Annotated in this window: 28 protein-coding genes; 18 read left to right on the top strand and 10 right to left on the bottom strand. The window is 67.9% G+C overall.

Annotated elements, in window-relative coordinates:
- Positions 1-126 precede the first annotated feature (126 nt).
- Positions 127-4137: a Pls/PosA family non-ribosomal peptide synthetase gene (locus tag J0J10_RS12295; RefSeq protein ID WP_291646845.1), complete on the bottom strand. Its 4011-nt coding sequence runs from the start codon at positions 4135-4137 to the stop codon at positions 127-129.
- 275 nt (positions 4138-4412) lie between these two features.
- Positions 4413-5000, bottom strand: coding sequence for a histidine phosphatase family protein (locus tag J0J10_RS12300; protein WP_291636031.1), 588 nt, complete (start codon positions 4998-5000; stop codon positions 4413-4415).
- Positions 5001-5148: 148 nt separating this feature from the next.
- Here J0J10_RS12300 and folP point away from each other — a divergent pair, with 148 nt between their 5' ends.
- The 3 genes from folP to folK are packed head-to-tail and all read left to right on the top strand — an operon-like array spanning position 5149 to position 6858.
- Positions 5149-5982 carry a dihydropteroate synthase gene (folP, locus tag J0J10_RS12305; protein ID WP_291646846.1) on the top strand — a complete coding sequence of 278 codons (834 nt, stop codon included), beginning with the start codon at positions 5149-5151 and terminating at the stop codon, positions 5980-5982.
- Positions 5979-6353: a dihydroneopterin aldolase gene (folB, locus tag J0J10_RS12310; RefSeq protein ID WP_291646847.1), complete on the top strand. Its 375-nt coding sequence runs from the start codon at positions 5979-5981 to the stop codon at positions 6351-6353. Before folP ends, folB begins: the two co-directional genes overlap by 4 nt.
- On the top strand, positions 6343-6858 hold the full coding sequence (gene folK, locus J0J10_RS12315) for a 2-amino-4-hydroxy-6-hydroxymethyldihydropteridine diphosphokinase (RefSeq protein ID WP_291646848.1): 516 nt from the start codon (positions 6343-6345) through the stop codon (positions 6856-6858). Before folB ends, folK begins: the two co-directional genes overlap by 11 nt.
- A 99-nt stretch (positions 6859-6957) precedes the next feature.
- Here the strand turns inward: folK and fabI are convergent, their stop codons facing one another.
- From fabI to J0J10_RS12330, 3 genes are all read right to left on the bottom strand, one after another.
- Positions 6958-7797 carry an enoyl-ACP reductase FabI gene (gene fabI, locus J0J10_RS12320; protein WP_291636019.1) on the bottom strand — a complete coding sequence of 280 codons (840 nt, stop codon included), beginning with the start codon at positions 7795-7797 and terminating at the stop codon, positions 6958-6960.
- Positions 7798-7997: 200 nt separating this feature from the next.
- Complete coding sequence (locus tag J0J10_RS12325) at positions 7998-8915, bottom strand: DnaJ C-terminal domain-containing protein (protein ID WP_291646849.1); 918 nt, start codon at positions 8913-8915, stop codon at positions 7998-8000.
- A gap of 92 nt (positions 8916-9007) precedes the next feature.
- Positions 9008-9457 carry an RT0821/Lpp0805 family surface protein gene (locus J0J10_RS12330; RefSeq protein WP_291646850.1) on the bottom strand — a complete coding sequence of 150 codons (450 nt, stop codon included), beginning with the start codon at positions 9455-9457 and terminating at the stop codon, positions 9008-9010.
- Positions 9458-9597: 140 nt separating this feature from the next.
- On the opposite strand from J0J10_RS12330, the gene pdxH reads away from it, so the two are divergent.
- From pdxH to J0J10_RS12355, 5 genes are all read left to right on the top strand, one after another.
- Positions 9598-10212 carry a pyridoxamine 5'-phosphate oxidase gene (pdxH, locus tag J0J10_RS12335; RefSeq protein WP_291636013.1) on the top strand — a complete coding sequence of 205 codons (615 nt, stop codon included), beginning with the start codon at positions 9598-9600 and terminating at the stop codon, positions 10210-10212.
- Between the two features lie 15 nt (positions 10213-10227).
- Entirely contained in the window at positions 10228-11004 is a 777-nt protein-coding gene (locus J0J10_RS12340) for an SDR family NAD(P)-dependent oxidoreductase (RefSeq protein WP_291636012.1), read from the top strand.
- Positions 11001-11483, top strand: coding sequence for an NUDIX hydrolase (locus tag J0J10_RS12345; RefSeq protein WP_291646851.1), 483 nt, complete (start codon positions 11001-11003; stop codon positions 11481-11483). The genes J0J10_RS12340 and J0J10_RS12345 overlap by 4 nt, the downstream gene beginning before the upstream one ends.
- Positions 11480-11914 (top strand): TIGR02301 family protein, encoded by a 435-nt coding sequence (locus J0J10_RS12350; RefSeq protein ID WP_291646852.1) that lies wholly within the window; start codon positions 11480-11482, stop codon positions 11912-11914. The genes J0J10_RS12345 and J0J10_RS12350 overlap by 4 nt, the downstream gene beginning before the upstream one ends.
- Positions 11915-12101: 187 nt before the next feature.
- The gene (locus J0J10_RS12355) at positions 12102-12371 is read left to right on the top strand and encodes a hypothetical protein (protein WP_291636005.1); all 270 of its coding nucleotides are present in this window, start codon (positions 12102-12104) and stop codon (positions 12369-12371) included.
- A gap of 124 nt (positions 12372-12495) precedes the next feature.
- Here J0J10_RS12355 and J0J10_RS12360 read toward each other — a convergent pair whose 3' ends face one another.
- The 4 genes from J0J10_RS12360 to J0J10_RS12375 all read right to left on the bottom strand — a co-directional run bounded on the left by J0J10_RS12360 (position 12496) and on the right by J0J10_RS12375 (position 16384).
- The gene (locus tag J0J10_RS12360) at positions 12496-13764 is read right to left on the bottom strand and encodes an RNA polymerase sigma factor (RefSeq protein WP_291646853.1); all 1269 of its coding nucleotides are present in this window, start codon (positions 13762-13764) and stop codon (positions 12496-12498) included.
- 78 nt (positions 13765-13842) lie between these two features.
- Positions 13843-14262: a YciI family protein gene (locus J0J10_RS12365; RefSeq protein ID WP_291646854.1), complete on the bottom strand. Its 420-nt coding sequence runs from the start codon at positions 14260-14262 to the stop codon at positions 13843-13845.
- 71 nt (positions 14263-14333) lie between these two features.
- Positions 14334-14756, bottom strand: a complete 423-nt coding sequence (locus J0J10_RS12370) for a YciI family protein (protein WP_291647040.1) — start codon at positions 14754-14756, stop codon at positions 14334-14336.
- Positions 14757-14968: 212 nt separating this feature from the next.
- Positions 14969-16384 carry a pyridoxal phosphate-dependent decarboxylase family protein gene (locus tag J0J10_RS12375; RefSeq protein ID WP_291646855.1) on the bottom strand — a complete coding sequence of 472 codons (1416 nt, stop codon included), beginning with the start codon at positions 16382-16384 and terminating at the stop codon, positions 14969-14971.
- 248 nt (positions 16385-16632) lie between these two features.
- On the opposite strand from J0J10_RS12375, the gene ygfZ reads away from it, so the two are divergent.
- The 4 genes from ygfZ to J0J10_RS12395 are packed head-to-tail and all read left to right on the top strand — an operon-like array spanning position 16633 to position 19464.
- Positions 16633-17517, top strand: a complete 885-nt coding sequence (gene ygfZ / locus J0J10_RS12380) for a CAF17-like 4Fe-4S cluster assembly/insertion protein YgfZ (protein ID WP_291646856.1) — start codon at positions 16633-16635, stop codon at positions 17515-17517.
- Positions 17514-18140, top strand: a complete 627-nt coding sequence (locus J0J10_RS12385) for a DNA-3-methyladenine glycosylase I (RefSeq protein WP_291646857.1) — start codon at positions 17514-17516, stop codon at positions 18138-18140. Before ygfZ ends, J0J10_RS12385 begins: the two co-directional genes overlap by 4 nt.
- A 14-nt stretch (positions 18141-18154) precedes the next feature.
- The gene (locus tag J0J10_RS12390; RefSeq protein ID WP_291646858.1) at positions 18155-18862 is read left to right on the top strand and encodes a GNAT family N-acetyltransferase; all 708 of its coding nucleotides are present in this window, start codon (positions 18155-18157) and stop codon (positions 18860-18862) included.
- Between the two features lie 2 nt (positions 18863-18864).
- A complete protein-coding gene (locus J0J10_RS12395; protein ID WP_291646859.1) occupies positions 18865-19464 on the top strand; it encodes an HD family hydrolase in 600 nt (199 codons plus the stop codon).
- A 190-nt stretch (positions 19465-19654) separates the two neighbouring features.
- On the opposite strand, the gene J0J10_RS12400 is transcribed toward J0J10_RS12395, so the two are convergent.
- On the bottom strand, positions 19655-19942 hold the full coding sequence (locus J0J10_RS12400) for an SH3 domain-containing protein (RefSeq protein ID WP_291635990.1): 288 nt from the start codon (positions 19940-19942) through the stop codon (positions 19655-19657).
- A 226-nt stretch (positions 19943-20168) separates the two neighbouring features.
- On the opposite strand from J0J10_RS12400, the gene J0J10_RS12405 reads away from it, so the two are divergent.
- From J0J10_RS12405 to J0J10_RS12430, 6 genes are all read left to right on the top strand, one after another.
- Positions 20169-20855: an OmpW/AlkL family protein gene (locus J0J10_RS12405; protein WP_291646860.1), complete on the top strand. Its 687-nt coding sequence runs from the start codon at positions 20169-20171 to the stop codon at positions 20853-20855.
- Between the two features lie 160 nt (positions 20856-21015).
- Positions 21016-22626 carry a malate synthase A gene (gene aceB / locus J0J10_RS12410; protein WP_291635987.1) on the top strand — a complete coding sequence of 537 codons (1611 nt, stop codon included), beginning with the start codon at positions 21016-21018 and terminating at the stop codon, positions 22624-22626.
- A gap of 102 nt (positions 22627-22728) precedes the next feature.
- Positions 22729-23184: a nucleoside deaminase gene (locus tag J0J10_RS12415; RefSeq protein WP_291646861.1), complete on the top strand. Its 456-nt coding sequence runs from the start codon at positions 22729-22731 to the stop codon at positions 23182-23184.
- Positions 23185-23394: 210 nt separating this feature from the next.
- Positions 23395-24432 (top strand): DUF3616 domain-containing protein, encoded by a 1038-nt coding sequence (locus J0J10_RS12420; protein WP_291646862.1) that lies wholly within the window; start codon positions 23395-23397, stop codon positions 24430-24432.
- 9 nt (positions 24433-24441) lie between these two features.
- Positions 24442-25014 carry an NUDIX hydrolase gene (locus J0J10_RS12425; RefSeq protein ID WP_291646863.1) on the top strand — a complete coding sequence of 191 codons (573 nt, stop codon included), beginning with the start codon at positions 24442-24444 and terminating at the stop codon, positions 25012-25014.
- A gap of 157 nt (positions 25015-25171) precedes the next feature.
- A complete protein-coding gene (locus J0J10_RS12430; protein ID WP_291646864.1) occupies positions 25172-26071 on the top strand; it encodes a hypothetical protein in 900 nt (299 codons plus the stop codon).
- Positions 26072-26114: the final 43 nt, after the last annotated feature.

Raw genomic sequence — 26114 nt, forward strand, 5'->3', positions numbered from 1 at the left:
CGCAACGCAAAGGGCTCGCCAGGCCATGCCCGGCGAGCCCTTTTTCATGAGTTCCAGCGCCGCCTTACGAGCGTCTCCGGATTCGCGTCGCGTCCGGACCGGCTGTGCGGCCCGGCTCAGCAGTCGCTAATGCGCCGCTTTGGCCGGCACGGCGGGAGCGCCTTCCCAGCGCGTATTCGCCGGCAGGTTCTCGCCCTTCATGATCACCGTGAGCAGGCCGATCTGGGCGTAGTCGCCGACATGGGTGTCGTAGAGCACGGTCGCCCCCGCGCCGACGCAAACGCCCTTGCCGAGATGCACCCGGCCGACCTTCATCACCCGGTCCTCGTAGAGATGGGTCTGCAGCGCCGAATGGGCGTTGACCGTGCAGAAATCACCGACCTTGATGCAGTCGAATTCGGTGATGTCGGTCGAGTCGAGCCAGACGCCCTGGCCGTATTGCGCACCGAACAGGCGCAGGAACCAGGGCAGGAACGGCGTGCCACGCAGATAGTCGAGCAGCACCTTGCCGCCGAGGCCCCAATAGAGCACCGAGACGGCCTCGGTCCGCATCGCCCAGAACGACCACATCGGCTTCATCACCGGCTTGTAGACGCCCATCAGCAGCCATTTCATCAGGGCGCAGATCAGCGCCTGCAGGATGGCGATGACGACCGCGCAGCCCATGAAGGCGAGCCCGAGCCCGACCCAGTCGCGGTCGAAGATCTTCTGCTGCAGCACGAGATCGACGGCGATGGTGCCGAAGGTGATGAACAGCATCGCCGGGAAGGAGGTGTGCAGCGCCTCGAAGCCGGCGCGCGCCAGCTTCTTGCCGAGCGAGGGCTTGTAGGTCCAGTCGGCACCCAGATCGACCTTCTGCCGGGTCGGCAGCTTGATCGGCGGCGAACCGAACCAGGTGTCGCCGGGCGACATCAGCTCGTTGGCCGGCGGCTTCGACTTGATGCCGATCAGCACCTTGTCGGGGATCACGGCGCCGGGCGGCACCACCGCGTCGTTCCCGACGAAGACCTGGTCGCCGGTGCGGGTCAGGTCGAGCCGCATATAGCCGCGGCGCATGTCCTCGTCGCCGAAGATCACCTCGTCGGCGATGAAGTTGCCGGCGCCGATGCCGGTGATGTCGTAGCGGCCGGAGAGATTGGTCGAGATCTCCGAGCCCTGGCCGATGCCGGCGCCCATCATCCGGTACCAGAAGCGCATATAGATCGTCGCGAACAGCGAGGAGAGCGTCTCCAGCGTCACCTCGGTCGCCAGCGCCACCGTCCATTTGCGGGCGTAGAAGCCGGAATGGATCGAATAGGAGCCGGAATTGACCCGCGGCAGGATCAGCCAGCGCAGCGCGATGATCAGGAACACCGTGATCGAGATCAGGCCGATCGCGGTCGGCCAGGTCAGGAACGGCAGATACCAGAGATAGCTGACATCGGACCAGGTCGCGACCCAGTTGTCGATCTTGTCGAACAGCCAGAAGGCCGGGAAGATCGGCAAGAGGCTGATCGGCGGCAGCACGATCAGCATGACGATGTAGAACAGCGTCAGCGCGGCGCGGCGCTTGCCGCTCGCCTGCGCCTGCTCGGGCAGCGCCGCGACATCGACCATTCCGGTCTTGCGCGCCGGCGAGCCGTCCCAGATCTCGGCCTCGCCGATCTGCATCCCCGGCGCGATCGGCGTCAGGTCGCCGATCTCGGCATGATCGCCGACGACGCAGTCATGGCCGAACACTACGGAGGAACCGGCATAGACATCCTTGCCGATCTTGACCCGCCCGATGATCAGATTGGCGCCGACCGCCTCGGCATTGGCGAAGGTCGTCTTCGAGCCGAGCGTCGTATAGTCGCCGATCTCGATCAGATCGACCGCGCCGGCTTCATAGTCGGAGATGATAACGTCGCGCCCGACCTTGGCGCCGAGCAGGCGCCAGTAGAAGCGCATCACCGGCGTGCCCTGCAGCCATTTGATATGGACGAGCCCGGCGACGCGCGAGGCGAACCACCAGCGGAAGTAGTAGACGCCCCAGAGCGGGTAGACGCCCGGCTTGGTCCGGCCGAGCACCAGCCATTTCAGCCCGATCGAGATGAAACCGGTGATGATGGTGATCGCGACATAGATGCCGAGCAGCGCGAGCACCTGGCCGCCGAGCGAGAGCTCCTCGCCCGAGAGCAGCATGTAGCTGACGAAGATGCCGAGCCATTGCGCCGTCGACAGGCTGATGATGATCGGCAGCGCCGCCGCCTGTGCCAGGCCGCAGAGGAAGCGGCGCAGCAGCGAGGGCGGCGTGAAGGAGAGATCCTCGGCGACCTGCGCACCCCGGCTGTCGAGCAGCGCCGCCATCGCCCGCAAGGTGCGCGCGCCGTAGACGTCCTGCAGGGTGATGCCGGCATAGGCCGGCGTCTCGCGCACGATCGAGATGAAGCGCGCCGCCAGCAGCGAATGGCCGCCGAGATCGACGAAGAAGTCCGCCTCGAGCGGCAGGGCCTGAGCACCGAGCACACGCTTGGCGGCGTCGAGCAGCGTCGCTTCCGTCGCGTTGCGCGGCGGCTCCTGCTCGCCGCTCGCCGCCGGCGCCGTCAAGGGCGCGGCCTTGAGCATCTTGCGGTCGACCTTGCCCGAGACCATGCGCGGCAGCGAGCCGATCGGCTCGAAATGCGCCGGAATCATGTAGGGCGGCAGCTTCTCGCGCAGCGAGGCGCGCAGCACCGCGCCCTCGAGCTGCACGCCAGGCTCGCCGACCAGGAAGGCGACCAGCCGCTCGATGCCGTCATCGGTGCGCAGCACCACCGCGGCCTGGCTGATGCCGGCCTCGTCCGACAGCGCCGTCTCGATCTCGCCGAGCTCGACGCGGAAGCCGCGGATCTTGACCTGGTCGTCGATGCGGCCGTGGAAGACGATGTTGCCGTTCTCGTCGAGGCTGACGGCGTCGCCCGAACGGTAGAGGATCGGATCCTCGGTACCGCCGAACGGATTGGCGATGAACTTCTCGGCGGTCAGCTCGGGCCGCAGATGATAGCCCTTGGCGACGCCCGGGCCGCCGATCAGAAGCTCGCCCTGCTGGCCGATACCGGTCAGCTTCATCTCCTCGTCGACGATATAGGCGGTGTAGTTTGGGATCGGCCGGCCGATCGTCACGGGCTGGCCGGGCTCGACCAGTGCTGCCGTCGCGACCACCGTCGCCTCGGTCGGGCCGTAGCTGTTGAGAATGCGCCGGCCGGGCCTCGACCATTTCTGCACGACCCCCGGCGGCAGCGCCTCGCCGCCGAGAATGATCAGCCTCAGCGACGGAATGTCGGCGGGCAGGATGCCGAGTAGCGTCGGCACCGTGTCGATCATCGTGACGCCGGCTTCGGTCAGGATCGCCGGCAGCTTCTCGGCATCGCCCATCATCTCCGGCGAGGCCACGAAAAGCGTCGCGCCTGCGAGATAGGGCGTCCAGATCTCCTCCATCGACAGGTCGAAGGCAACCGAGGCGCCCTGGAAGACGATGTCGTCCGGCCCCATGCCGTAGAGCACGTTCCCCGAGCGCAGGAAGTGGCAGATATTGCGATGGCTGATGACGATCGCCTTGGGGACGCCCGTCGAGCCCGAAGTGTAGATCAGATAGGCCGGATGGTCGGGCGTCAGCCCGGCCGGCCGGGCCGGCGGCAAGGTGCCGTCGCTCGCGGCCGCGAGCTCCTGCGGCGACCAGATGGTGCGGTCGGTGGCAGCCGCCCTCGCCTTCCAGTCGGCCTGCGTCACCAGCCCCTTGGCGCTGGCATCGTCGAGACAGGTCGCGATGCGCTCGACCGGCGCCTCGGCATCGAAGGGCAGCCAGGCGGCGCCTGACAGGGTGATCGCGATCTGCGCCACCAGAAGATCGATGCCGCGCGACATCCAGAGCCCGACCATGTCGCCCGGGCCGATGCCGGCGAGAGCCAGACCACGCGCCTGCGCCTGCGCCTGTTCCCAGACCTGGGCATAGGTGAGACGGCGCGCACCGGAGATCATCGCCGGATGGTCAGGGCGACTCGCGACCGTCGCGGCAAATATCTCGGCGAGGACCTCGTCGCGGATCAGCTCCGGCAGCTTCTCGCCGGCCAGCATGGCCAGAGGCCTTGCACCCTGGGCGAGCTCATCATCGGCGGAAATTGCGCTGATTTCGTTCATTCTGCCCCGCAGCGGCGACCACCGACGCCGTTGCGTTCGGGCCCGGAAAACCCGCTGCGCATCCCGGCCTCCGGCGGCTAAAGCCGCACCTTCATCCACGCCAATGCGGACGCATCCCCTTCGCGCCCGCGCCCGCTCGAACCTTAGACCTTGAACGCCGCAGCCGCGCGGCTCCCCGTCGAGCGTAACTGCTCAGTTCGCGATGAATGCCCTATGAACGCCGGAGGGACAAGCCGAAACGCGGTTAAGGGCTCATCGCGGAGCGCAGCTTTCGGTTACTTCCAGCTCGCCTTGTCGCCTTCGACGACCAGGATCTTGCCCTGCCAGATCTCGACCTTCGCGGCTTCCGCCGGGTCGACCGCGCCGATCAGCGCCAGCACGGCGCGCGCCACGCCGCCATGGCTGACCATCACGGTGTCCGGTGCCATCGCCTCCAGAGACGGGCGGATGCGCTCCGCCAGCATTCGGTAGCTCTCGCCGCCGGGCGGCACGAAACCCCATTTGTCACGCTCGCGCGCCTGGGCGAGCTCACGCTCGCTCTTGCGGATCTCGCGCCAGGTGAAGCCCTCCCAATCCCCGAAGGTCAGCTCCTTGAGCTGATCGTCGATGCGGTAATCCTCGGGCGGCAGGGAAAGCTCGTTGCGCAGGATGGTCATCGTCTCGCGAGCCCGATGCATCGGCGAGGCGACATAGGCACTTGTCGCGAATTCCGGCTTCAGCGCCCGCAGCCGGTCGGCGACCTCGGCCGCCTGCATCCGGCCGAGCGCGTTCAGCGGGATGTCCTGCGAGCCTTGCAGACGGCCCTCACGGTTCCAATCGGTTTCGCCATGGCGGACGAGGAAAAGGCGACCAGGAAGCGACATGCGTATCATGCCCTGCCTCATGCACGCTCGCGCCCGCAGCGTCAAAGCGGCGAAAGCGCCGCAGGGCTGCCTCACATGCATGCGAGCTTTCCGGTGGCCGGGACAGCGCAGCCTGTGTATAGGCGGCTCTCGCCCTCCAGGTCGCCGCATGAACACCTCTCTAACCTTGCCGGACGGCCGCAGGCTCGCCTTCGGAACCGCCCCCCTGCTGATGGGCGTGGTCAACGTCACGCCCGATTCCTTCTCCGATGGCGGCCTCTTCGCCGATCCCGCCATCGCCGTCGCGCATGGCCTGAAGCTGGCGCAGCAGGGCGCAGACATCGTCGATATCGGCGGCGAATCGACCAGGCCCGGCCATGAGCGCCTCGATGCGCAGGCCGAGCTGGCCCGCGTCCTGCCGGTGGTCGCCGGCATCGCCGCCGCGAGCCCGGTGCCGATCTCGATCGACACCTACAAGGCCGAGGTCGCCGAGGCGGCGCTGAAGGCAGGCGCCGCGCTCGTCAACGATGTCTGGGGCTGCCAGCGCGAGCCGGCCATCGCCGGGGTCGCCGCCCGCTTCGGCGCACCGATGGTGCTGATGCACAATCGCGACAGCGTCGATGCCAGCCTCGACATCCTCGCCGAAGTGCTGCGTTTCCTGGAAAAATCCATCGGCATCGCCGTCGCGGCCGGAGTTCCGCGCGGGCAGATCGTCGTCGATCCCGGCATCGGCTTCGGCAAGACGCCGGAGCAGAACCTCGCCTTGATCGAGAAGCTCGATCGGCTGCCGGAGGCGCTCGGCTGCGCGGTCCTGCTCGGCGCCTCGCGGAAGTCGACGCTCGGCCTCGTCACCGGCAAGACAATCCCGGCCGAGCGGCTCGCGGCCACGCTCGCCGCCCATCTCTACGGGGTGATGCGCGGCGCCGCGATCATCCGGGCCCATGACATCGACGAACATGTCGACGCGCTCAAGATCTGGGCCGCGATCAGGAGGACGGCATGAGCGCGACCGGTCAGATCTTCATCGAGGCGCTCGACCTCTACGCCTATCATGGCCATTTCGCCGAGGAGGGCCGCCTCGGCCAGCGCTTCTCGATGGACCTCGTCCTCGACTGCGACCTGCGCACATCATCGGTCAGCGACGACCTCGCCGACACCGTCGACTATGGCGAGGTGGTCGCGCTCGTCACCCGCACCTTCTCGGCTCGGCGCTTCAAGCTTCTGGAAGCCGCGGCGCGCGCGCTCGCCGACGCGATCCTGGCACAATATCCGCCGGTGACCCGCGTCTCGGTCACCCTGCGCAAACCCTCGCCGCCCATCCCCGGCCGGATGGAATCGGTCGGCATCAAGCTGGACTTCCAGCGTGAGGCTTGAAGCGACGCTCGGCCTGGGCGGCAATATCGGTGATCCCGTCGCAGCCTTCGCCGCGGCCCTGGCACGGCTGCGCGCTCACCCTGCCGTGTCGGTCAAGGCGACCTCCTCTGTCTGGCGCACCGCCCCCTGGGGCAAGCTCGACCAGCCGGAATTCCGCAATATGGCCGTGCTGCTGGAAACCTCGCTACCGGCCGAGGATCTGCTCGACCTCTGCCTCGCCATCGAGCGCGAGAGCGGTCGCGAACGTGGCGAGCGCTGGGGGCCGCGCACGCTCGACATCGACATCCTGACCTATGGCGGCCAGACGATCGACCGGCCCGGCCTGCAGGTCCCGCATCCGCGCATCGCCGAACGCGCCTTCGTGCTGGCGCCGCTCGCCGAGATCGCGCCGGGAATGCGGATTGCCGGACGCAGCGTCCCGGACTTGCTGGCCGCGCTCGGCGACGACGATATCGGCCAGGACGAGGCCGGAACACTGCGATTGCAGGCTGCGCTTGCCCGCTAGATCCGCGTGACCGCGACCGTCATCCGGGCCAGCGCATGCGCAGCCTCGGGATGACGCAATGTTTCCTGGAAAACGGCAGAGAGGCCGAACTGGCCCGGCTCACTCGCCCTTGTCGAGCGAGATGTCCGGCGCGGTCGGCACCTTCATGCCGACGACATGATAGCCGGCGTCGACATGCATGATCTCGCCGGTGATGCCGCGCGACATGTCGGAGACGAGGAAGACCGCGGTCTCGCCGACCTCCTCGATCGTCACGGTGCGGCGCAGCGGCGAGTTGTACTCGTTCCACTTCAGGATGTAGCGGAAATCGCCGATGCCGGAGGCGGCCAGCGTCTTGATCGGTCCGGCCGAGATCGCGTTGACGCGGATCTTGGAAGGGCCGAGATCGGCGGCGAGATATTGCACGCTCGATTCCAGCGCCGCCTTGGCGACGCCCATGACGTTGTAATGCGGCATCCACTTCTCGGCGCCGTAATAGGTCAGCGTCAGCAGCGAGCCGCCATCGCTCATCAGCTTCTCGGCACGCTGCGTGATCGCAGTGAAGGAATAGCAGGAGATCAGCAAGGACTTGGTGAAATTCGCCTCGCTGGTCTCGACATAGCGGCCGGTCAGCTCGTCCTTGTCGGAGAAGGCGATGCAGTGCACGACGAAGTCGAGCTTGCCCCAGAGCTTCTCGACCTCGGCGAAGACCGCGTCGATCGTCGCGCCGTCGGTGACGTCGCAATGGCCGACGACATGGCCGCCAAGCTCCTTCGCCAGCGGCTCGACACGCTTCTTCAGCGCATCGCCCTGATAGGTGAAGGCGAGCTCGGCGCCGGCATCGGCGGCCGCCTTGGCAATGCCCCAGGCGATCGAACGGTTGTTGGCGACGCCCATGACGAGGCCGCGTTTGCCCTTGAGCAGGTTGGCGGTGGGGGCGACGCTGCTGGAATCAGCCATCTCGGACCTTCAAACTGGACGAACCGGAGGGTCTCTTAGAGCAGGCGGTGAGAACTGGGAACCGCTTTTCGCTGCGGGCCGGTTCCAACGCTTTGGATAAGAGACGGATTCGGCCGGAGCAGGATACCGGCCGGCCATGCCGCCCGGTCCCCCGTCCTATCGCGACTGCTGGCGTGAGGGTTTCGCCCGGCGCAATCCGGTCAGCCAGCCCGCGCCTTCATCAGCGCCGTCAGCTCGGCATCCTCCGCCGGCATCTCGATGTCGAGCGCGACGAAGAGGTCGCCGAACTCGCCCTTCTTCTCGGTCGGCAGGCCCTTGCCGCGCAGGCGGAACTGCCGTGTCGTGCCGGTCATCGGCGGTACCTTCATCTCGACCGTTCCGGACAGGGTCGGCACATGGATCGGTCCGCCGAGCACCGCCGTGGCGAGCGGCACGGCGACGCGGCTGCGCAGATCATGCCCGTCTATGGTGAAGCGCGGGTCGGGCCTGACCTTGATCGTCATCAGGACGTCGCCGCTCTCACCGGTGAGCGGATGCGGCTGGCCTAGCCCGCGCAGGCGCATCACCTTGCCGTCGGCGACGCCTTCGGGGATCGTCACCTCGACCTCCCGGCCGCCCGGCAGCTTGACCCGGCGCGTCGCTCCCTTCACCGCATCGGCCAGCGCGACCTCGAGCGTGAAACTCTGCTCCGGCGGCTTCGGCGGCGGGCTCGCGCGGCCACGACCGCCGCGACGCGCGGCATCGCCGAACAGCGAGCCGAAGATGTCCGCCGGGTCGAAGCCGGCATCCCCACCCTGGCCGAAGGGCGAGCCGCCCTGACCGAAATGATACTCGAAGCCTCCCTGGCGCCCGCCGCCGCGGCCGGCGCCCATGCCTTCGAAGCCGGAGAATTTCGGCTTGCCCTCGGCATCGATCTCGCCGCGGTCGAACTGCTTGCGCTTAGCCTCGTCGCCGAGAATCTCATAGGCGCCGTTCAGCTCGGCGAAACGATCCTGCGCCTTGGGATCGTTCTGGTTACGGTCGGGGTGCAGGTCCTTGGCGCGGCGGCGATACGCCTTCTTGATCTCGGCATCGCTCGCCGATTTCGCCACGCCCAGAACCTGATACGGATCACGCATACATGCACCCCTGATGAATTGAGTCTCCCAGCACGCCGGAAGCGCTTCCTAGATGGGGTGACTGTGGCGCGTTGGCAACAGGGGGACTGCGCTCAGGCCGTGCCTTTCCAGGTCTTGGCGTCCTTGACCGCCCATTCCCCACCGGAAGGTCGGCAGGCCGTGCCCTGCAGCCTGACCGGACCGCTCTGCAGCGCCATCGAGGCAAGGAAGGCGCGGCAGATCTCGTCTTCCTTGAGGAAGGGGCCACCGACCGGCGTGAAGGTGCCCTTCATGCCGCTCTGGGCATTGTCCCAGGAGACCGGCGCACCATTGCCCTGCGGGTCGAGCGCCAGCGCCATCGCCCCTTCGGCCCGCCGCCAGTCCTCCGGGCCGAGATCGGGCGCCAGCGCGACCAGCGGGCCGCGCTCCGGCCCGCCACGCGCCGGCAGCACCGAAGAGGTCGTCATGGCGACCTCGTCCTCGGCCTTGCTCGACAGCCCGAGGATCGGAAAGGACATCGAGCAGCCGGCCGAGGCCAGCGCCAGCAGCAGCGCGCCGGCCAAGGATGCCCGGCGCGCAACCGGGCTGCGCTCACAGGGGCTCTGGCCCGCACGCCGCACGGGTCTATATATGTCTCGCAACTCAAACCGCATTACGGATCGCGCTCGCCCGACGCTTCCTGAAACCTCCGAGGATTAAGCACGTGAATGCGTTAACGAGCGGTGACTTCACCGAGGCCAGCGAGCCCTTCGCCCTGTTCGAGAGCTGGTTCGAGGAGGCCAAAACCTCCGAGCCGAACGACCCCAACGCCATGGCGCTGGCGACCGTCGACGCCGACGGTCTGCCAAATTGCCGCATGGTCCTGCTGAACGGGCGCGGCCCGGACGGGTTCGTCTTCTACACCAACACGCAGAGCCAGAAGGGCGAGGAACTGCTCGGCCAGAGCAAGGCCGCGGTGCTGTTCCACTGGAAGAGCCTGCGCCGCCAGATCCGGATCCGTGGTCCGGTCTCGGTGGTCGGCGATGCCGAGGCCGATGCCTATTTCCAATCGCGCCCGCGCGACAGCCGGATCGGCGCCTGGGCCTCGCAGCAGTCGCGGCCTCTGGAGAGCAGGTTTGCTCTTGAAAAGGCGGTCGCCGCCCATGCGCTGAAGTTCGGGGTCGGCGAGATTCCGCGTCCGCCGCACTGGACCGGCTTCCGGATCGCGCCGATCTATATGGAATTCTGGCGCGACGGCGCCTTCCGCTTGCATGACCGCATCGTCTTCCGCCGCGCCTCGCCAGGCGAGGCCTGGACGAAGACCCGGCTCTATCCCTGAGGGAAGTCTCGTTCCATGGCCATGCCCAAATTCGACTTTCCGAAGACCGAGCCGGGCAAGCGCCCGGTCATGCTGCTGACCGGTGCCAGCCGCGGCATCGGCCACGCCACCGTCATGCAGTTCGCCATGGCGGGCTGGCGCATCCTGTCCTGCTCGCGCCAGGCCTTCTCGGAGAAATGCCCCTGGCCCTCCGGCGCCGACGACCATGTCCAGATCGACCTCGGCGACCCCGAGGACACGATGCGCGGCATCGCCGAAATCAAGAAGCGTCTCGCCGCCGAAGGCGGCAAGCTTCATGCGCTGGTCAACAATGCCGGCATCTCGCCGAAGGGACAGGGCGGCGCGCGCCTCGGCGCCGCGACGACCTCGTTCAACGACTGGCACAAGGTCTTCCAGGTCAATTTCTTCGCGCCGATCATGCTGGCGCGCGGCCTGCTCGACGAGCTGAAGGCGGCCAAGGGCACGATCGTCAACGTCACCTCGATCGCCGGCTCGCGCGTCCACCCCTTCGCCGGCGCGGCCTACGCCACCTCGAAGGCGGCGCTCGCCAGCCTGACCCGCGAAATGGCCGCCGATTTCGGCCCGCTCGGCATCCGCGTCAACGCGATCTCGCCCGGCGAGATCGACACCGCGATTCTCTCGCCCGGCACCGACAAGATCGTCGAGAAGCTGCCAATGCAGCGGCTCGGCAAAACCGAGGAGGTCGCCAAGGCGATCTATTTCCTCTGCACCGACGCCTCGAGCTATGTCACCGGCGCCGAGCTGCACATCAATGGCGGGCAGCACGTTTGAGCGCGCAGGGCGGCCGCGTCATCCCCTTCCCGGCGACCGGCAGGCAGCCGGTGCGGCCGGTGCTGGCCGCCTCGGTCGCCGTCTTCCGTGACGGCAAGGTGCTGCTCGCGACCCGCACCAAGCCTCCGGCCGACCAGCTCTGGTCGCTGCCCGGCGGCAAGGTCGAGCTCGGCGAGAACCTCGAGGCGGCCGCTTTGCGCGAGCTGGCGGAAGAGGTCGGCGTCAGCGCCCGGATCATCGGCTTCAACCGCCATGTCGAGATCATGGGGCGCGATCCGGAAGGGGTGGTTACGCATCACTTCGTCGTCGCCTCCTTCGTCGGCGAATGGCTCGAAGGCGAGCCGAAGCCAGGGCCGGAAGCCGGCGCGGTGATGTGGGCCGATCCGCTGCGGCTCGGCGGCATTCCGACGACGCGCGAGCTCGGCGACGTGCTGCGCCGCGCCGCCGCGATCTTCTCGAGAGAGACCGGCGGCCCATGACGGTGCGGCGCCTCGGCTCGACCCTGCTCTGCGCGCTCCTCGCCAGCGGGCCGGCTCTGGGTCAGCCGCGACAGTCGCCGCCCGCCCCGCAGCGCCAGGAAGCGCCAGCGCCGGAGCCCGAGGCGCCGCCCCCGCCCTACGAGCCGCAATTGCTCAAGCTCGCCGAGATCATGGGCTCGCTCGCCTATCTGCGGACCCTGTGCGGCGCCCGCGAGGCGCAGGACTGGCGCGAGCGTATGGCGGCGCTGCTCGAATCGGAGGGTCGCAGCCCGCAGCGACGCGAGCGGCTGGCGAGCGCCTATAACCGCGGTTTTCGGGCCTATTCCGCGACGCATCGGGTCTGCGGCGAGGGCAGCCAGGAGGCATCGAGCCGGCTCGCCGGCGAAGGCGAGAAGCTGGCACGGGCCCTGGCCGGGCGCTTCGGCGGATAAGCCGCGTTCAATCGTCGCAATTCGCCAAAACTCTCCCCAGGGAATTAACCTTTCTTAAAGACCATGATGGCGCCCCCCGCCGCCCCCGCCTATAAACTATGGCATCACTGCTTCGAGACGGATGCGTTCTCTCGCGCACCGGATCGGGAATGCACCCCGTTGACGCCTGCCGGGTTTTGAAGACTTCATGTCCGTTCTCTCCGACGATCTGCCGCTCGATCCGCTGCTCGCCGAAGATGTGAGCGACGCCCGCCGCGTCGCTTATTGCTATATCGAGGATGCCTTCGCCGAGGGCCGGCAGGACGGGCTCGATTCCGATGCCCTCGCCCATGCCGCGCTGTTCGCGGCGATGCGCACGCTGGTCGAGACCTATGGCGAGGAAGCGACGGCGGTCTTCGCCCAGGCCCTGCCCGAGAAGCTTCGCACCGGCATCTTCACCACCGGCACGCGCCACTAATACAGGACGTCATGCTCGGGCTTGCCCCGGGGCATCTCAGGCCGGAAGAGGCTCCGGCCTGTGCTTCTCGTCATGAATTTCTCGGGTCCGCGCTTCGCTGCGCCCGTGAATGACGGCAGGACCTTCAGCCGGCCGCCTTTCGCGCCGTCTCCGCCCGGCCCAGCAGCAGATCGCGCTCGCGCCGGTTCCTGGTCATGCCGGCAGCGCGGCTGAACTCGGCCTGCGCCTCGCCATGGCGGCCGAGCTTGGCCAGGAGATCGGCCCGCACGCTCGGCAGCAGATGGTAGTTCTTCAGCGCCGGTGCCGCGGCCAGCGCATCGACGAGCGCGAGCCCGGCGGCCGGCCCTTCCGCCATCGCGACCGCCACGGCCCGGTTGAGCTCGATCACCGGCGAGGGCGTCAGCGCGCCGAGCGCGCCATAGAGCGCAGCGATCCGCGCCCAGTCGGTCTCCTCCGCCTTACCGGCCCGGGCATGGCAGGCGGCTAGCTCGGCCTGCAGGACGTAAGGCCCCGGCGACGGCGCCAGCCCCCGCGCCGTCTCCAGCGCCTTGAGGCCGTGACTGATCAGCAGATGGTCCCAGAGCGCCCGGTTCTGGTCGAGCAGCAGCACGGGCTGGCCGTCCTGGCCGATTCGGGCACGCAGGCGCGAGGCCTGTAGTTCCATCAGGGCGACGAGGCCGTGCACCTCGGGCTCCCGCGGTGCGAGCCCCGCCAGGATGCGGCCGAGCCGCATCGCCTCCTCGCATAGCCCCGGACGCACCCAATCCTCGCCGGTGGTCGCGGCATAGCCCTCGTTGAAGATCAGGTAGACGACTTCCAGCACCGAGCCGAGCCGCTCTGCGAGCTCCGGCCCATGCGGCACCTCATAAGGCACATTCGCCTCGGCCAGCGCCTTCTTCGCCCTCACCAGGCGCTGCGCCATGGTCGGTTCCGGCACCAGGAATGCGCGGGCGATCTCCTCGGTGGTCAGGCCGCCGATCAGGCGCAGCGTCAGCGCGAGTCGCGCCTCGATCGCGAGCACCGGATGGCAGGCGGTGAAGATCAGCCTGAGCAGGTCGTCGCCGACCTCGTCGTCGAGCGCCTCCTCGATCTCGGCGATCGGATCGGCCTCCTCGTCGAGATCGCGGCCGATCTCCTCGTGCTTGCGCTTCAGCATCTTGTCGCGGCGCAGCCAATCGAGGGCGCGGTGCCTGGCGGCCTGCATCAGCCAGGCGCCGGGATTGCGCGGCACGCCCTCGCCCGGCCATTGCTGCAGCGCCGCGACGAGCGCGTCCTGCGCCAGCTCCTCCGCCCGGCTGACATCGCGGGTGACGCGCGCCAGCCCAGCGATCAGCTTGGGAGTCTCGATCCTGAAGACCGTCTCGATAGTGCGGTGTGTATCGCTCGCCGACATCGGCTGCGATAGACAGCACCAGGATCGCCGGCTGGCAAGCCGCCCGGGCCACGGCGGCCGCCGGGCGGCTTAACGCCTCTAATCGCCGATCTCGCTCTTGAGCCGCTGCCAGGTCGCCTCGGTCTGCGGCGTGACGATCTCGCCGAAATCGGCGAGGTCGTAGAGCGGACGGATCTCGATCTCGGAAGGGCCGGGCATCGGATTGGGGCAGCGCTTGACCCAGGCGATCGCCTCGTCGAGCGAGGCGCATTCCCAGAGCCAGTAGCCAGCGACGAGCTCCTTGGTCTCGGCCAAGGGGCCGTCGACGACCGCGCGCTTTGCCCCGTCGAACTGCACGCGCACGCCCTTGGCGCTCGGCTGCAGGCCATCGCCGCCCTTCATGATGCCGGCTTTCACCAACTCCTCATTATAGGCCATCATCGCTTCGAGCAGTTCCTGGCTCGGCGGCGCGCCGGCTTCGCTGTCCTTGGTCGCCTTGACCAGAATCATGAAACGCATCGGACTTCTCCTTAAGTGGACGATGGATCGGCCGCGCTGCGCCACAGCCGTCCTTTTAAAAGGGATCTCGTTCAGCTGGCGAGCTTCGCCGCCTCGGCGCGCACCCGCTCTTCCTGCTCGCGCAGTTCCGGCGTCAGCACCTCTCCGAAATCCTCCATCTCGAAGACCGGCCGCAGCTCGATCTCGGTGCCGCCGTCGAAGGGCGCGCGCTTCAGCCATTCGATCGCCTCGTCGAAGGAACGGACCTGCCAGATCCAAAACCCGGCGAGCAGCTCCTTGGTTTCGGTGAACGGGCCGTCGGTGATCATCCGCTCCGCGCCCGAGAAGCGCATGCGCAGCCCCTTCGCGCTCGGATGAAGCCCGTCCATCGCCAGCATCACGCCGGCCTTCACCAGCTCCTCGTTATAGGCGCCCATCCTGGTGAGCATATCTTCGCTCGGCATCACGCCGGCTTCGCTGTCCTTGTCGGCCTTGACCAGAACCATCACGCGCATCCGTCTTCTCCTGCCCTTGGGGTTCGCTTTGCCCTGATGTCCGGAGCAGGAGAATTCCTGCCCTCTGTCTTCACGTCGAACGAGGCGCGGCGAGATCGACAGGCCGCCGAAATTTTTTTCAGAGCCCGGCGCATTTTTTTTGCAGCAGCGGAAACCGCCGTCGTCGGCACGTCGAATTGGAGGCGGCGAGCACGACAGGGCCGCCGCAAAACTCAGCCGCGGCAGGCACGCCAGGCGCAAAGGATCGCCGCGACCGCGGCGTCGGCATCCTCATCGTCGGTCGCGCAGGAGATCACCGAGAGCCGCATGATCGCGAGGCCGCGCCATTTCGCCCCGCCGGCGAAGCAGGTGCCGTCGGCCTGCAGGCGGGCGATCACGGCCTGCGTCAGCGCATCGCCTTCCGCCATGGGCAGATCGCTCCCGAAGCGCACCGCGACCTGGTTCAGGCAGACCTGATTGACGATCGCGATACCCGGCTCGGCCTGGAGGCGCTCGGCCATCCGGCGCGCCAAGGCGCAGTGGCGGGCGACCATCGCCGCGATGCCGGAGCGGCCGAGATGGCGGATCATCGCCCAGCTGGCGAAGCCCCGCGCCCGCCGCGACAACTCCGGCACGAAATGGCTGGGGTCGCGCTCGCCATCGGCGACCTCGGGCAGATAGCTCGCCGCCGCCGTCATGGCGCGGCGATGCGCCTTTCCGTGGCGGATGATCGCATAGCCGCAATCATAGGGCGTCTGCAGCCATTTATGCCCGTCCGTCGCCCAGGAATCGGCCTCATCGACACCATCGACCTGTTGGGCCGTCTGCGTGCTGGCCCGCGCCCAGAGCCCGAAGGCGCCGTCGACATGCACCCAGGCCCCGTGCCGGTGTGCGAACGGAATCAGCCGGCGGAAAGGATCGCTGGCGCCGGTATTGATCTGGCCGGCCTGCAGCACCGCGATCGCCGGTCCTTCGCCGGCCTTGAGCGCCACCGCGAAGGCCTCGGCCTCGATCCGCCCCTGTGGATCGGTCGCGACCCTGACGACGCGGTCATGGCCGAGCCCCAGCAATTGCAGCGCCGAGAACACCGTGGTGTGCGCATCGTCGCCGATCACCACCTTGATCGGCGGCGCCCCGAACAGGCCGTCGGCCTCGACATCCCAGCCGACGCGCCGCAGCACCTCGCTGCGCGCCGCCGCGAGGCAGACGAAGTTGGCGACCGTCGCCCCGGTGACGAAGCCGACGGACGCTTCCCGCGGTAGTCCGAGCAGGTCGAGCAGCCAGCCTGCGGCGACCGTTTCAACTGCCGCGGCCGCCGGTGAGGCCTGATGGTTGCCCGCATTCTGCCCCCAGGCGCTGGTCAGCCAGTCTGCCGCAACGCCGACCGGATGCGACGCGCCGATGACCCAGCCGAAGAAGCGCCCGCCCGCCATCGCGTGAAGCCCCGGCTGCATCTGCGCGTCGAGCACCGCGATCACTTCGTCGGCCGGCAGGCCCGTTTCCGGCGTCGGTGCCGCAAGGCGGCGCAGCATCCCGGCATAATCGGCCAGCGGCCGCTGAAGCCGGTTCGGCAAGGTCTCCCGGAACGAAGCGGCCCGTCGTGCCGCATCGGCGAACAGCTCCGCTTGATCGAAGGGCGGCTTCGGCATGGCGAGTGCTCCATGACGTCGGCGGGCCCATTCTGGCAGGAAACAGGCCATTGTCAGCTGAATATGCGAAGGTGCGTCGGGCTCGCCCCGCCCCGGCCGCCAGGCGCCCGTTTCCTGCGGAGTCTAGGGAAAACCGCCTCGCCATCGCGGTTGTCGGCACGCGGCCGGTTGAGCATGCCGCCGAAGCGACCTAACTATCCCCAACGAACGGCGCCCAGCCGCAGCCACCACGAAGCGTAAGGTTCGACATGCCGGCGATCAGACTGGTAGACCGCGGCGTCATCCGCGTCAGCGGCGACGATGCCCGCGACTTCCTGCAGAACATCGTCACCAACGAGATGGACGAGGTCGGCAGCGAGCGCGCCGGCTATGGCGCGCTGCTGACACCGCAGGGCAAGATCATCGGCGATTTTCTCATCGTCGCCGTGCCGGAGGAGGATGGCGGCGGCTTCCTGCTCGATTGCCCGCTCCTCCAGACCGCCGATCTGATGAAGCGCCTGAAACTCTACAAGCTGCGCGCCAAGGTGGCGCTCGACGACCTCACCGAAAGCACCGCCGTCATCGTCGCGGACGATGGCGGCCGGCTGCCCGATGATCTCGGCCTGCGCTATGCCGATCCGCGCCTGCCGGAGCTCGGCGACCGCGCGATCACCGATCTCGACGGTGTCGAGGAGATCGCGGGCGGCGCGATGGAGGATTATCACGCCCGCCGCATCGCCCTCGGCATTCCCGATGGCGGGCGCGACTTCGTCTATGGCGACACTTTTCCGCATGAGGCGCTGCTCGACCAGCTCGGCGGCGTCTCCTTCAAGAAGGGCTGCTATATCGGCCAGGAAGTGGTCTCGCGCATGCAGCATCGCGGCACGGCGCGCTCGCGGGTCGTGCCGGTGGTCTTCAGCGAGGGCCTGAATCCCGAGGACGGCGTCGAGGCCAGCGCCGGCGGCAAGCTGCTCGGCCGCGTCGGCTCCTGCGCGGGAGGCCGCGGCCTCGCTTTGCTCCGGCTCGACCGAGTGGCGGATGCGCTCGCCGCCGGCCACGGACTCGATGCCGGCGGCCTCGCCTTCACGCTTGAGAAGCCGGCCTTCATCCGCTTCCCCTTCCCCGGCGAGCCCGAATTCGGAGCGGCGGCATGAACGACCTCACCGGCGGGCGCGAGGCGGTCCAGGGAGCAGACGGCAAATATCGCTGCATCTGGCCGGGGAGCGATCCGCTCTACCTCGCCTATCACGACACCGAATGGGGCGTTCCAGAATACGATTCCCGCACGCTCTGGGAAAAGCTGATGCTCGACGGCTTCCAGGCCGGCCTGTCCTGGATCACCATCCTGCGCAAGCGTGACGCCTTCCGCGCCGGTTTCGCCGGTTTCGAGCCGGAGAAGGTCGCGCGCTTCGGCGAGGCCGATGTCCGGCGCCTGCTCGCCGACGCCGGCATCGTCCGCCATCGCGGCAAGATCGAGGGCACGATCCGCAATGCACGGGCCTATCTCGAAATCAGCGAGAAGCAGCCCTTCACCGACTTCCTCTGGAAACATCTCGACGGCCGGGTGATCCAGAACGCCTTCCGGACCCATGAGGGCGTACCGGCGGAGACCGCCGTGTCGAAGGCGATCTCAAAGGAGCTCAAGGCTGCCGGCTTCACCTTCTGCGGCCCGACCATCGTCTACGCGGTGATGCAGGCCTGCGGCATGGTCAACGACCACCTCACCGGCTGTTTCCGCTGGCAGGAATGCGCGGCTCTGGCGCGCGACAGCCGCTAGGCGGGGCAAGCACTATGTCCGACGATGCGCAGACAGCGCGACACTGGCCCCTTCCCGAGCGCTGCGTGCACCAGGGGTATCACGTCACGCTCGAGCCGCTGGGACAGGACCATCTGCACGAGCTGTGGGAGGCGGCGGCAGATGCCGAGGCGTCCTGGTCGTTCCTGCGCTATGGGCCGCCTGCGACGATCGAAGCCCTGTCCGCGCTGATCACGGATCTGTCGTCCCGCGATGGTCAGCCATTCTGGGCTGTGCGGCCGCATTCCAGCGGCCGTGCAGAGGGCTGGTTGTCCCTTTGCGACGTCTATCCTCTCGACGCCGCCATCGAGATCGGCAGCATCTGGTTCTCTCCACGCCTGCAGCGTTCCCGCGCGGCGACCGAAACGATCTACCTTCTCATCCGGCACGCCATGGATGATCTCGGCTACCGGCGGATGGTCTGGCGTTGCGCTGCGAGCAATGCGGCTTCGTTACGTGCCGCCGGACGCTATGGCTTTCGTCAGGAAGGCGTTTGGCGCCGCGCCGCGATCGTCAAGGGAGCGCCACGCGATATCGCCTGGCATTCGATCCTGGATGACGAATGGCCTCTGCACCGGCAGGCCATCGAAGCCTGGCTGAGCGACGACAACTTCCTGCCGGACGGACGGCCGCGCGCGGGCCTTGACGACATCAGGGCGTCGCACCAGTCCATCGCATCGACAGAAACAGCGCCGGCCGACTGACCATGGCGAAGCCCCCAGCCTCCCCGCGCGCCTGGCAGCGCATGCTGTCGGGCCGGCGGCTCGATCTGCTCGACCCCTCGCCGCTCGATGTCGAGATCGAGGACATCGCCCATGGCCTTGCCCGCGTCGCTCGCTGGAACGGCCAGACGCGCGGCGCCCATTCCTTCTCGGTCGCGCAGCATTCCCTGCTGGTCGAGGCGATCGCCGGCCATCTCAACCCGGACTGGTCGCGAGAATGGCGGCTGATGGCGCTGCTGCATGATGCGCCGGAATACGTCATCGGCGACATGATCTCACCGTTCAAGGCGGTGATGGGCGATGCCTATAAGGGCGTCGAGCTGCGCCTGCTCGGCGCGATCCATCTGCGTTTTTCTCTGCCGGCGTCGACCCCGGCGCTGGTCAAGCGCAAGACCAAGGAAGCCGACCACGTCGCCGCCTTCCTGGAGGCGACCGAACTCGCCGGCTTCGAGCGGGCCGAGGCGCTGCGCATCTTCGGCAGGCCTCAGGCGCTGCCGCGCGAGGTGCTGGACCTGCTGAAGCCCGAGCCGACGGAAGTGGCGCAGGGAGCGTTTTTGAAGCGGTTCGGGGAACTGGCAGGATAGGGCGCAGGATCCCCTCTCCTGTAAGGAGAGGGGTAGGGGTGAGGCGTTCGGAGGAATGTCGTTAGCTTCAACCCAATCGCGCGGTTAGCGCTCGCGGAACTGGTCACAGGGCCTACACCTCTCCCTGCCCTCTCCTTACAGGAGAGGGTTCCCCGCGTTTGTAACGTCAGCCTGTCGCCCTGCGACCACCTCAGTAACAAGAAACGAACTCCCGATAGACCCAGCCCACGACCTGGCTCGTGCCGCGCGGACGAATCAGCACCCAGGGCCGGCCGCGCTCGTCGAAGCTCGAATTCACCACCCTGACGCCGACGCCGTTGGTGACGCGGCCGATGATGTCGCCATTGGGCGTCTCGCGGATGTTCAGCGGCGTGCCGGTCGGGTCGGTCACGGCGCAACGATTCTGCGCCATGGCCGGTCCGGCGACGAAACCGGCAGCGAGGGCGGCAGCGAAGAGTCCGAGGCGGAGGGCGGTCATAAGGGCATCCTTCTGGTCGTCGACCGGCGTCCATGGCCGCCGGCCTTCCGCCTATGTCGGCCTCAGAGCGGTTCTCGCGCCGCCGCCGTCACAAAAATGCCACGTCGATCGCGGTTCGCCCGCCCGCATCCAGATCTTTGACAGAGGTCAAGGATCAGCCGCCCCGGCTCATGATCGAAGCGGTCTGCACCGCCTCATGCGGCCCCTCCGTGCAGGAATCTCTCCGATGACGTCTCGTATCGCCCTCGCCTCGCTCGCAGCCGCGCTCCTGGGCGCGACGTCGCTCGGCGCCACCGCCGCCGACCTGCCTTCGCGCAAGACCGCCCCCACGATGACCGCCATCGACCCCTGGAACCCCTGGATGATCCGCGGACGCGCCCTCGTCGTGATGCCGCAGGAATCGGCCAGCCTGCGGATGGGCGGCGCGCCGATCGTCGGCGGCGACGTCTCGATCTCGACCTCGGTCGTGCCCGAGCTCGACATCACCTACTTCTTCACCCGCAACCTCGCGGTCGAACTCATCCTCGGCGTCACCCCGCACAATGTGAAGGGCGCCGGCGCGCTCGCGGGCGCGCGCATCGGCTCGGCCTGGCTGCTGCCGCCGACGCTGACGCTGCAATATCATTTCGATCCGATCGGCGCCTTCAAGCCCTATGTCGGCGCGGGCATCAACTACACCGTCTTCTTCGACGAGAAGGCCAAGGGCGGCTTCACCAGCTTCAACCTGAAGGATTCGTTCGGCTTCGCCCTGCAAGCCGGCGTCGACATCATGCTCGACAAGCATTGGGGCATCAATTTCGACGTGAAGAAGCTCTTCCTCGAGCCCAAGGTCAAGGTGAATGGCGGCGCCGTCAGCGGCAAGGTGAAGATCGATCCCTGGATCTTCGGCACCGGCATCACCTACAAGTTCTGAACGCATCCCGCGCGTCCGGACCGGCCGTCGCCCTTCCAAGGGCGGCGGCTTATTGTTTCCAAAGCGGCAAAAATCCTCGGCAATCTGACGCCTACCGGATAAAATAATCCAGGGACATAGTGGCCTCCAGCACGCATTGGTCCGCCGAGAGGAGCCCGCCATGTCCGCCACCGAGCCCAGTCTGTCCCTGCCGAAGGGCGTCGTCGTCAAGGGTGCGCTCGCCGCGCGCTATGACGAGATCCTGAGCCATGAGGCGCTCGCCTTCGTCGCCGATCTGCAGCGCCGCTTCAACGAAACCAGGAAGCGCCTGCTGGCGCTGCGGGCCGAGCGCCAGAAGCGCTTCGACGCCGGCGAGACGCCCGACTTCCTGGCGGAGACCCGGCATATTCGCGAAGGCGACTGGAAGGTGGCGCCGATCCCGGCCGATCTGCTGGATCGCCGTGTCGAGATCACCGGCCCCGTCGACCGCAAGATGATCGTCAACGCGCTGAATTCCGGCGCCAAGGTCTTCATGGCCGATTTCGAGGACGCCTCCTCGCCGGTCTGGGCCAACATGGTCGAAGGCCAGATCAATCTCAGGGACCGCTGGGCCGGCAAGATCGACTTCACCGACGCCACCACCGGCAAGGCCTACAAGCTCAAGGACAAGCCCGCCGTCCTGATCATTCGGCCGCGCGGCTGGCATCTTCCCGAGCGCCATATCGAGATCGACGGCGAGATCGCCTCGGGGTCCCTGGTCGATTTCGGCCTCTATGTCTTCCACAACGCCAAGGCGGCGCTGGCCCAGGGCTCGGGCCCCTATTTCTACCTGCCCAAGCTCGAGAGCCATCTCGAGGCCAGGCTCTGGAACGACGTCTTCGTCGCCGCCCAGAACGCGCTCGGCCTCAAGACCGGCACGATCAAGGCGACCGTGCTGATCGAGACCCTGCCAGCCGCCTTCGAGATGGACGAGATCCTCTACGAGCTGCGCGACCACATGGCCGGCCTGAACTGCGGCCGCTGGGACTACATCTTCTCCTTCATCAAGAAGCTCGCCCGCAACAAGGCCTTCGTCCTGCCCGACCGTTCTCAGGTGGTGATGACCAAGGCCTTCCTGCGCGCCTATTCGCTCTTGCTGATCAAGACCTGCCATCGCCGCGGCGCCTTCGCCATGGGCGGCATGGCGGCGCAGATCCCGGTCAAGAACAACCCCGAAGCCAATGCCGCCGCCTTCGCCAAGGTCAAGGCCGACAAGGAGCGCGAAGCCGGCGACGGCCATGACGGCACCTGGGTCGCCCATCCCGACCTCGTCCCGGTCGCGATGGAGGTGTTCGACCGGCTGATGCCGCAGCCGAACCAGCTCGACAAGAAGCGCGAGGATGTGAATGTCGGCCGCGCGGATCTCCTCGAAGTGCACGAGGGCAGCCGCACCGAGGCCGGCTTCCGCGAGAACATCCGCGTCGGCGTGCAATATCTCGAGGCCTGGCTGCGTGGGCGCGGCGCCGTGCCGATCTACAACATGATGGAGGATGCGGCGACGGCCGAGATCAGCCGCGCCCAGATCTGGCAGTTCGTCCAGTACGGCGTCGAGGTCGACGGCGGCACCAAGGTCAGCGCAGACCTGTTCAAGCGCTGCCTCGCCGAGGAAATGGAGCGCGTCCGCGGCGAGCTCGGCGCCGAGGCCTATGACAAGGGCCGCTTCCCGGAGGCGATCGAACTCTTCGCCAAGCTCTCGCTCGCGCCGGAATTCGAGGATTTCCTCACCGTCCCCGCCTATGGCAAGCTCGGCTGAAGCCCGCGACAGGCACCGCCATCTTGGCGCCTGCCGGTAAGTTGACAAAGGCTCCGGGCCGGGCTCGTCCCCGGCCCGGGCCATGATGATCGGAGGCAGCCCATGTCCGACGAGAGCTTCATGCGCGAGGCGGTGGCGCTTGCCCGCGACAATATCGGACAGGGCGGACGCCCCTTCGGCGCCGTGCTGGTGCGCGACGGCAAGATTCTCGCCCGCGCCGTCAATCGCACCCACGAGACGAACGACCCGACCGCCCATGCCGAGCTCGAAGCGATCCGCCAGGCGAGCGCGGAGCTCGGCACGCCGCGCCTCGACGGCGCGACCATCTATGCCAGCGGCCATCCCTGTCCGATGTGCCTCGCCGCCATGCACCTGACCGGCGTCAAGGCGGCCTTCTTCGCCTATTCGAACGAGGATGGTGAGGAATTCGGCCTGTCCACCGCCAAGATCTATGCCGAGATGGCCAGGGAGCCGCAGGCCCAGTCCATCCCGCTGCGGCCCTTGCGCCCCGTCGACGAGGCGGGGCTCTATGAGGACTGGAGCCGCAAGCGCGGCTAGCGCAGCCGGCCCGCAAGCCGGCCACGGCAACGCTAATGACGCATCACGGAGAACCGGGCCTTTTCGACAGCATGACCCGGATTCGGCGGCTCGCCGCAGCGATGCATTCATTCTAAGCTGACCCGCAGCCTTGCAATCGGCGAGGCTGCGGGTCAGCTAATTTCGGGCGTCCGCCAGTCCGGCCCGCTCGATTCGCCGCCTGGATTCGCCATGCCGTCTCGCCTGCTCGCCATTCTGCTCGCCACCGCCCTGCTCAGCCCTGCCATGGCGGACGCCAACACGCTCACGCCGGAGCAGCGCCTGCGCAGCAATGGCGATTTCGCCGGCAAGAAGCCCGGCAAGACGGCGGTCGATCTCAGCGGCCTCGCCTGCATGCCCTCGGCGACCGGCACGCTGCGCTGCCTCGTGATCAATGACGAAGGCTCCTTCGCGCAGTTCGCCCAGATCGCCGAGAACCGCGTCACCCCCGGCGCGACCGTGCCCCTGATCGGCGACGCGGCCTCCAGCGCCACGCTCGGCACGCCGCCCGACGGCATCTGCAAGGAAGCCGGCGAATTCGCGGAACTCGACGGCGAGGCGGTCACCTTCTCCGCCGGAGCCTTCTATGTCGCCGGCTCGCATGGCTGCTCGCGTCAGAAGGGCGAGTTCCGGCTTTCGGCCTTCCATCTCGCCCGGCTCCGGGTCGACGAAGCCGGCTCTCCGTCCGGGAAAATCGAGCTCACCTATCGCCTGAGCGACATGCTGCGTCAGGCCGGAGACGCCGCGCCCTATTTCGGCAAGGCCCTCAATGACGAGAACGGGATGAATCTCGAAGGCGTCGCCGTCACCGGCCCGATCCTCTGGGCCGGCCTGCGCGCTCCCTCGATCGCGGGCAAGGCCTTCCTGGTCGGCGCGCCTGTCGATGCCCTGTTCGCCCCCGGCCACGCTCCGGCGACGGTCGCGCCGACCGTGATCGCCATTCCCGCCGACCGCGACCGCGGCATCCGTGACCTCGCCGCCCTGCCTGACGGCCGACTTCTGGTCCTGGTCGGGCCGGCTGCCGAGCAGTCGCTCGCCTATTCGCTCCTGCTGGTCGACCCGATCAAACCCGAGGCCACCAGGCTGCTCGGCGACCTGCCGGCCCGCCCCGGCCTGAAGGCGGAGGCGGTGACGATCCTCGGCCAGCGTGGCAACCGACTGGATGTCATCGTCGGCTATGACGGCGCCAAGAATGGCGGCTTCGAGCGCTACCGCCTGCCGCTGCCCTAAGGTTTCCCTATGTCCGTCCACGATTTTCTCGGCCGGTTCGAGCCGCTGGTGACGCGCTATCGCTCCGAGATCGCCGGGCCCCGCGAGCATCTGGCCTTGTTGCGCTGGCAGATCGGCGAGCGTCATGCCCTCGCCGAGCGCGACACCTTTCCCGGGCACGTCACCACCAGCGCCTTCGTGCTCTCGCCGGACCACGCCCGCATCCTGCTGATCGACCATGTCGTGATCGGCCGCTGGCTCCAGCCCGGCGGGCATTACGAGCCGGCGCCGCGCTTCCACGAATCGGCGGCCCGCGAGGCGGTGGAGGAAACCGGCGTCGCCGGACTTTCCCTGCACCCCTGGCATCGCAGCGGCGACCTGCCCTTCGCCATCGACAGCCATGAGGTTCCCGGCAAGCCCTCGCGCGGCGAACCCGCCCATATCCATCACGACCTGCAATACCTCTTCCTGGCCGACCCCGCTTTGCCGCTGGTCGCGCAGGAGGAGGAGGTTCATGCCGCCGCCTGGAAACCGGTCGCGGAGCTGGCGGAGATCGCTCCGGTCGCTTTCGCGCGGCTGCAGGGGCTGGCCGAGACCGCCTGAGTTCGGGGCCGCCACGAGGCCGCCCCTGCGCGAGCCGATGTTGCGCAGCGGCAACTATCCGGCGCAATGCAGCAATCGCGCCGGCCGGCCTCTCGCGGCAGCGAATGCGCGGGCGCATGCTGGCCCGGTTCGCCGCCCTTTCGAAAGCGCCCGCCGCATGCCGCTCCGGCTCGCTCTCCTCGCCCTCGCCGCTTCGGCCGCCCTGGCGCCCGCACCAGCCGCCGACCTGCCCGCTCGGAAGCCGGCACCGGCCGCCCCGCCTGCGCTCTCGGCCTGCACCGAAAGCGACAGCATCCCGATCGACGCCTTCGGCTTCACCACCGGCTCGGAGGTCGCCGACCCCGGCTCCTTCGGCGCCAGCCTGAGCTATGGCGGCGGCTTCGGCGCGCGCGATGGCCGGCAGTCCGTGCACGGACTACAATTGCAGGGCTCCTACGGCCTCTGGCCTTGCGTCGAGATCGGCCCTTACCTGCTCGGCGGCTTCACCGACGCGACCATCGCCGGCACGAAGGCCGATGCGCGCGGGCTCGGCGCGGGCCTGGAGATGAAATACCGCCTGCTCGGCCGCGACCTGCACGGCCTCGGCCTCACCATCGTCGTCGATCCCAGCTTCAATCGCACCGACCCGACCGGTGCCGGCCCCTTCCCCACCTACAACGCCGGCCTGCGCCTCTATGCCGACACGGCGCTCATCCGGGGCAAGCTCTATGCCGCCCTCAACCTTTCGCAGGATCTGACCTGGACCGGCCCGAGCCCCAATCAGCGCTCATCGACCCTGACGCTCGCCGGCTCGCTCGCCTGGCAGGTCGCCGACGGGCTCTATCTCAGCGGCGAGATCCGCCATCAGCGCCGTCAGAACGAACTCGGCCTTGGCGACAATCTCGGCTACGCCACCTTCGCCGGCCCCGGCATCTACTGGCAGGCGACGAAGGCGCTCGCCATCTCGGCGGCCTATAATGTCCAGCTCGCCGGCAAGGCCAAGGGCCAGCCCGGCGATCTCGACATCAGCAATTTCAGCCAGCACCTGGTGAAGCTGAAAGCCGCCTACAATTTCTGACCCCGCGCTCGGCAATGTGAATCCGACTTTCCCCGCCATGCGA

The organism is Allobosea sp., assembly GCF_017308075.1.
In the GTDB taxonomy this organism is placed as follows: Bacteria; Pseudomonadota; Alphaproteobacteria; order Rhizobiales; family Beijerinckiaceae; genus Allobosea.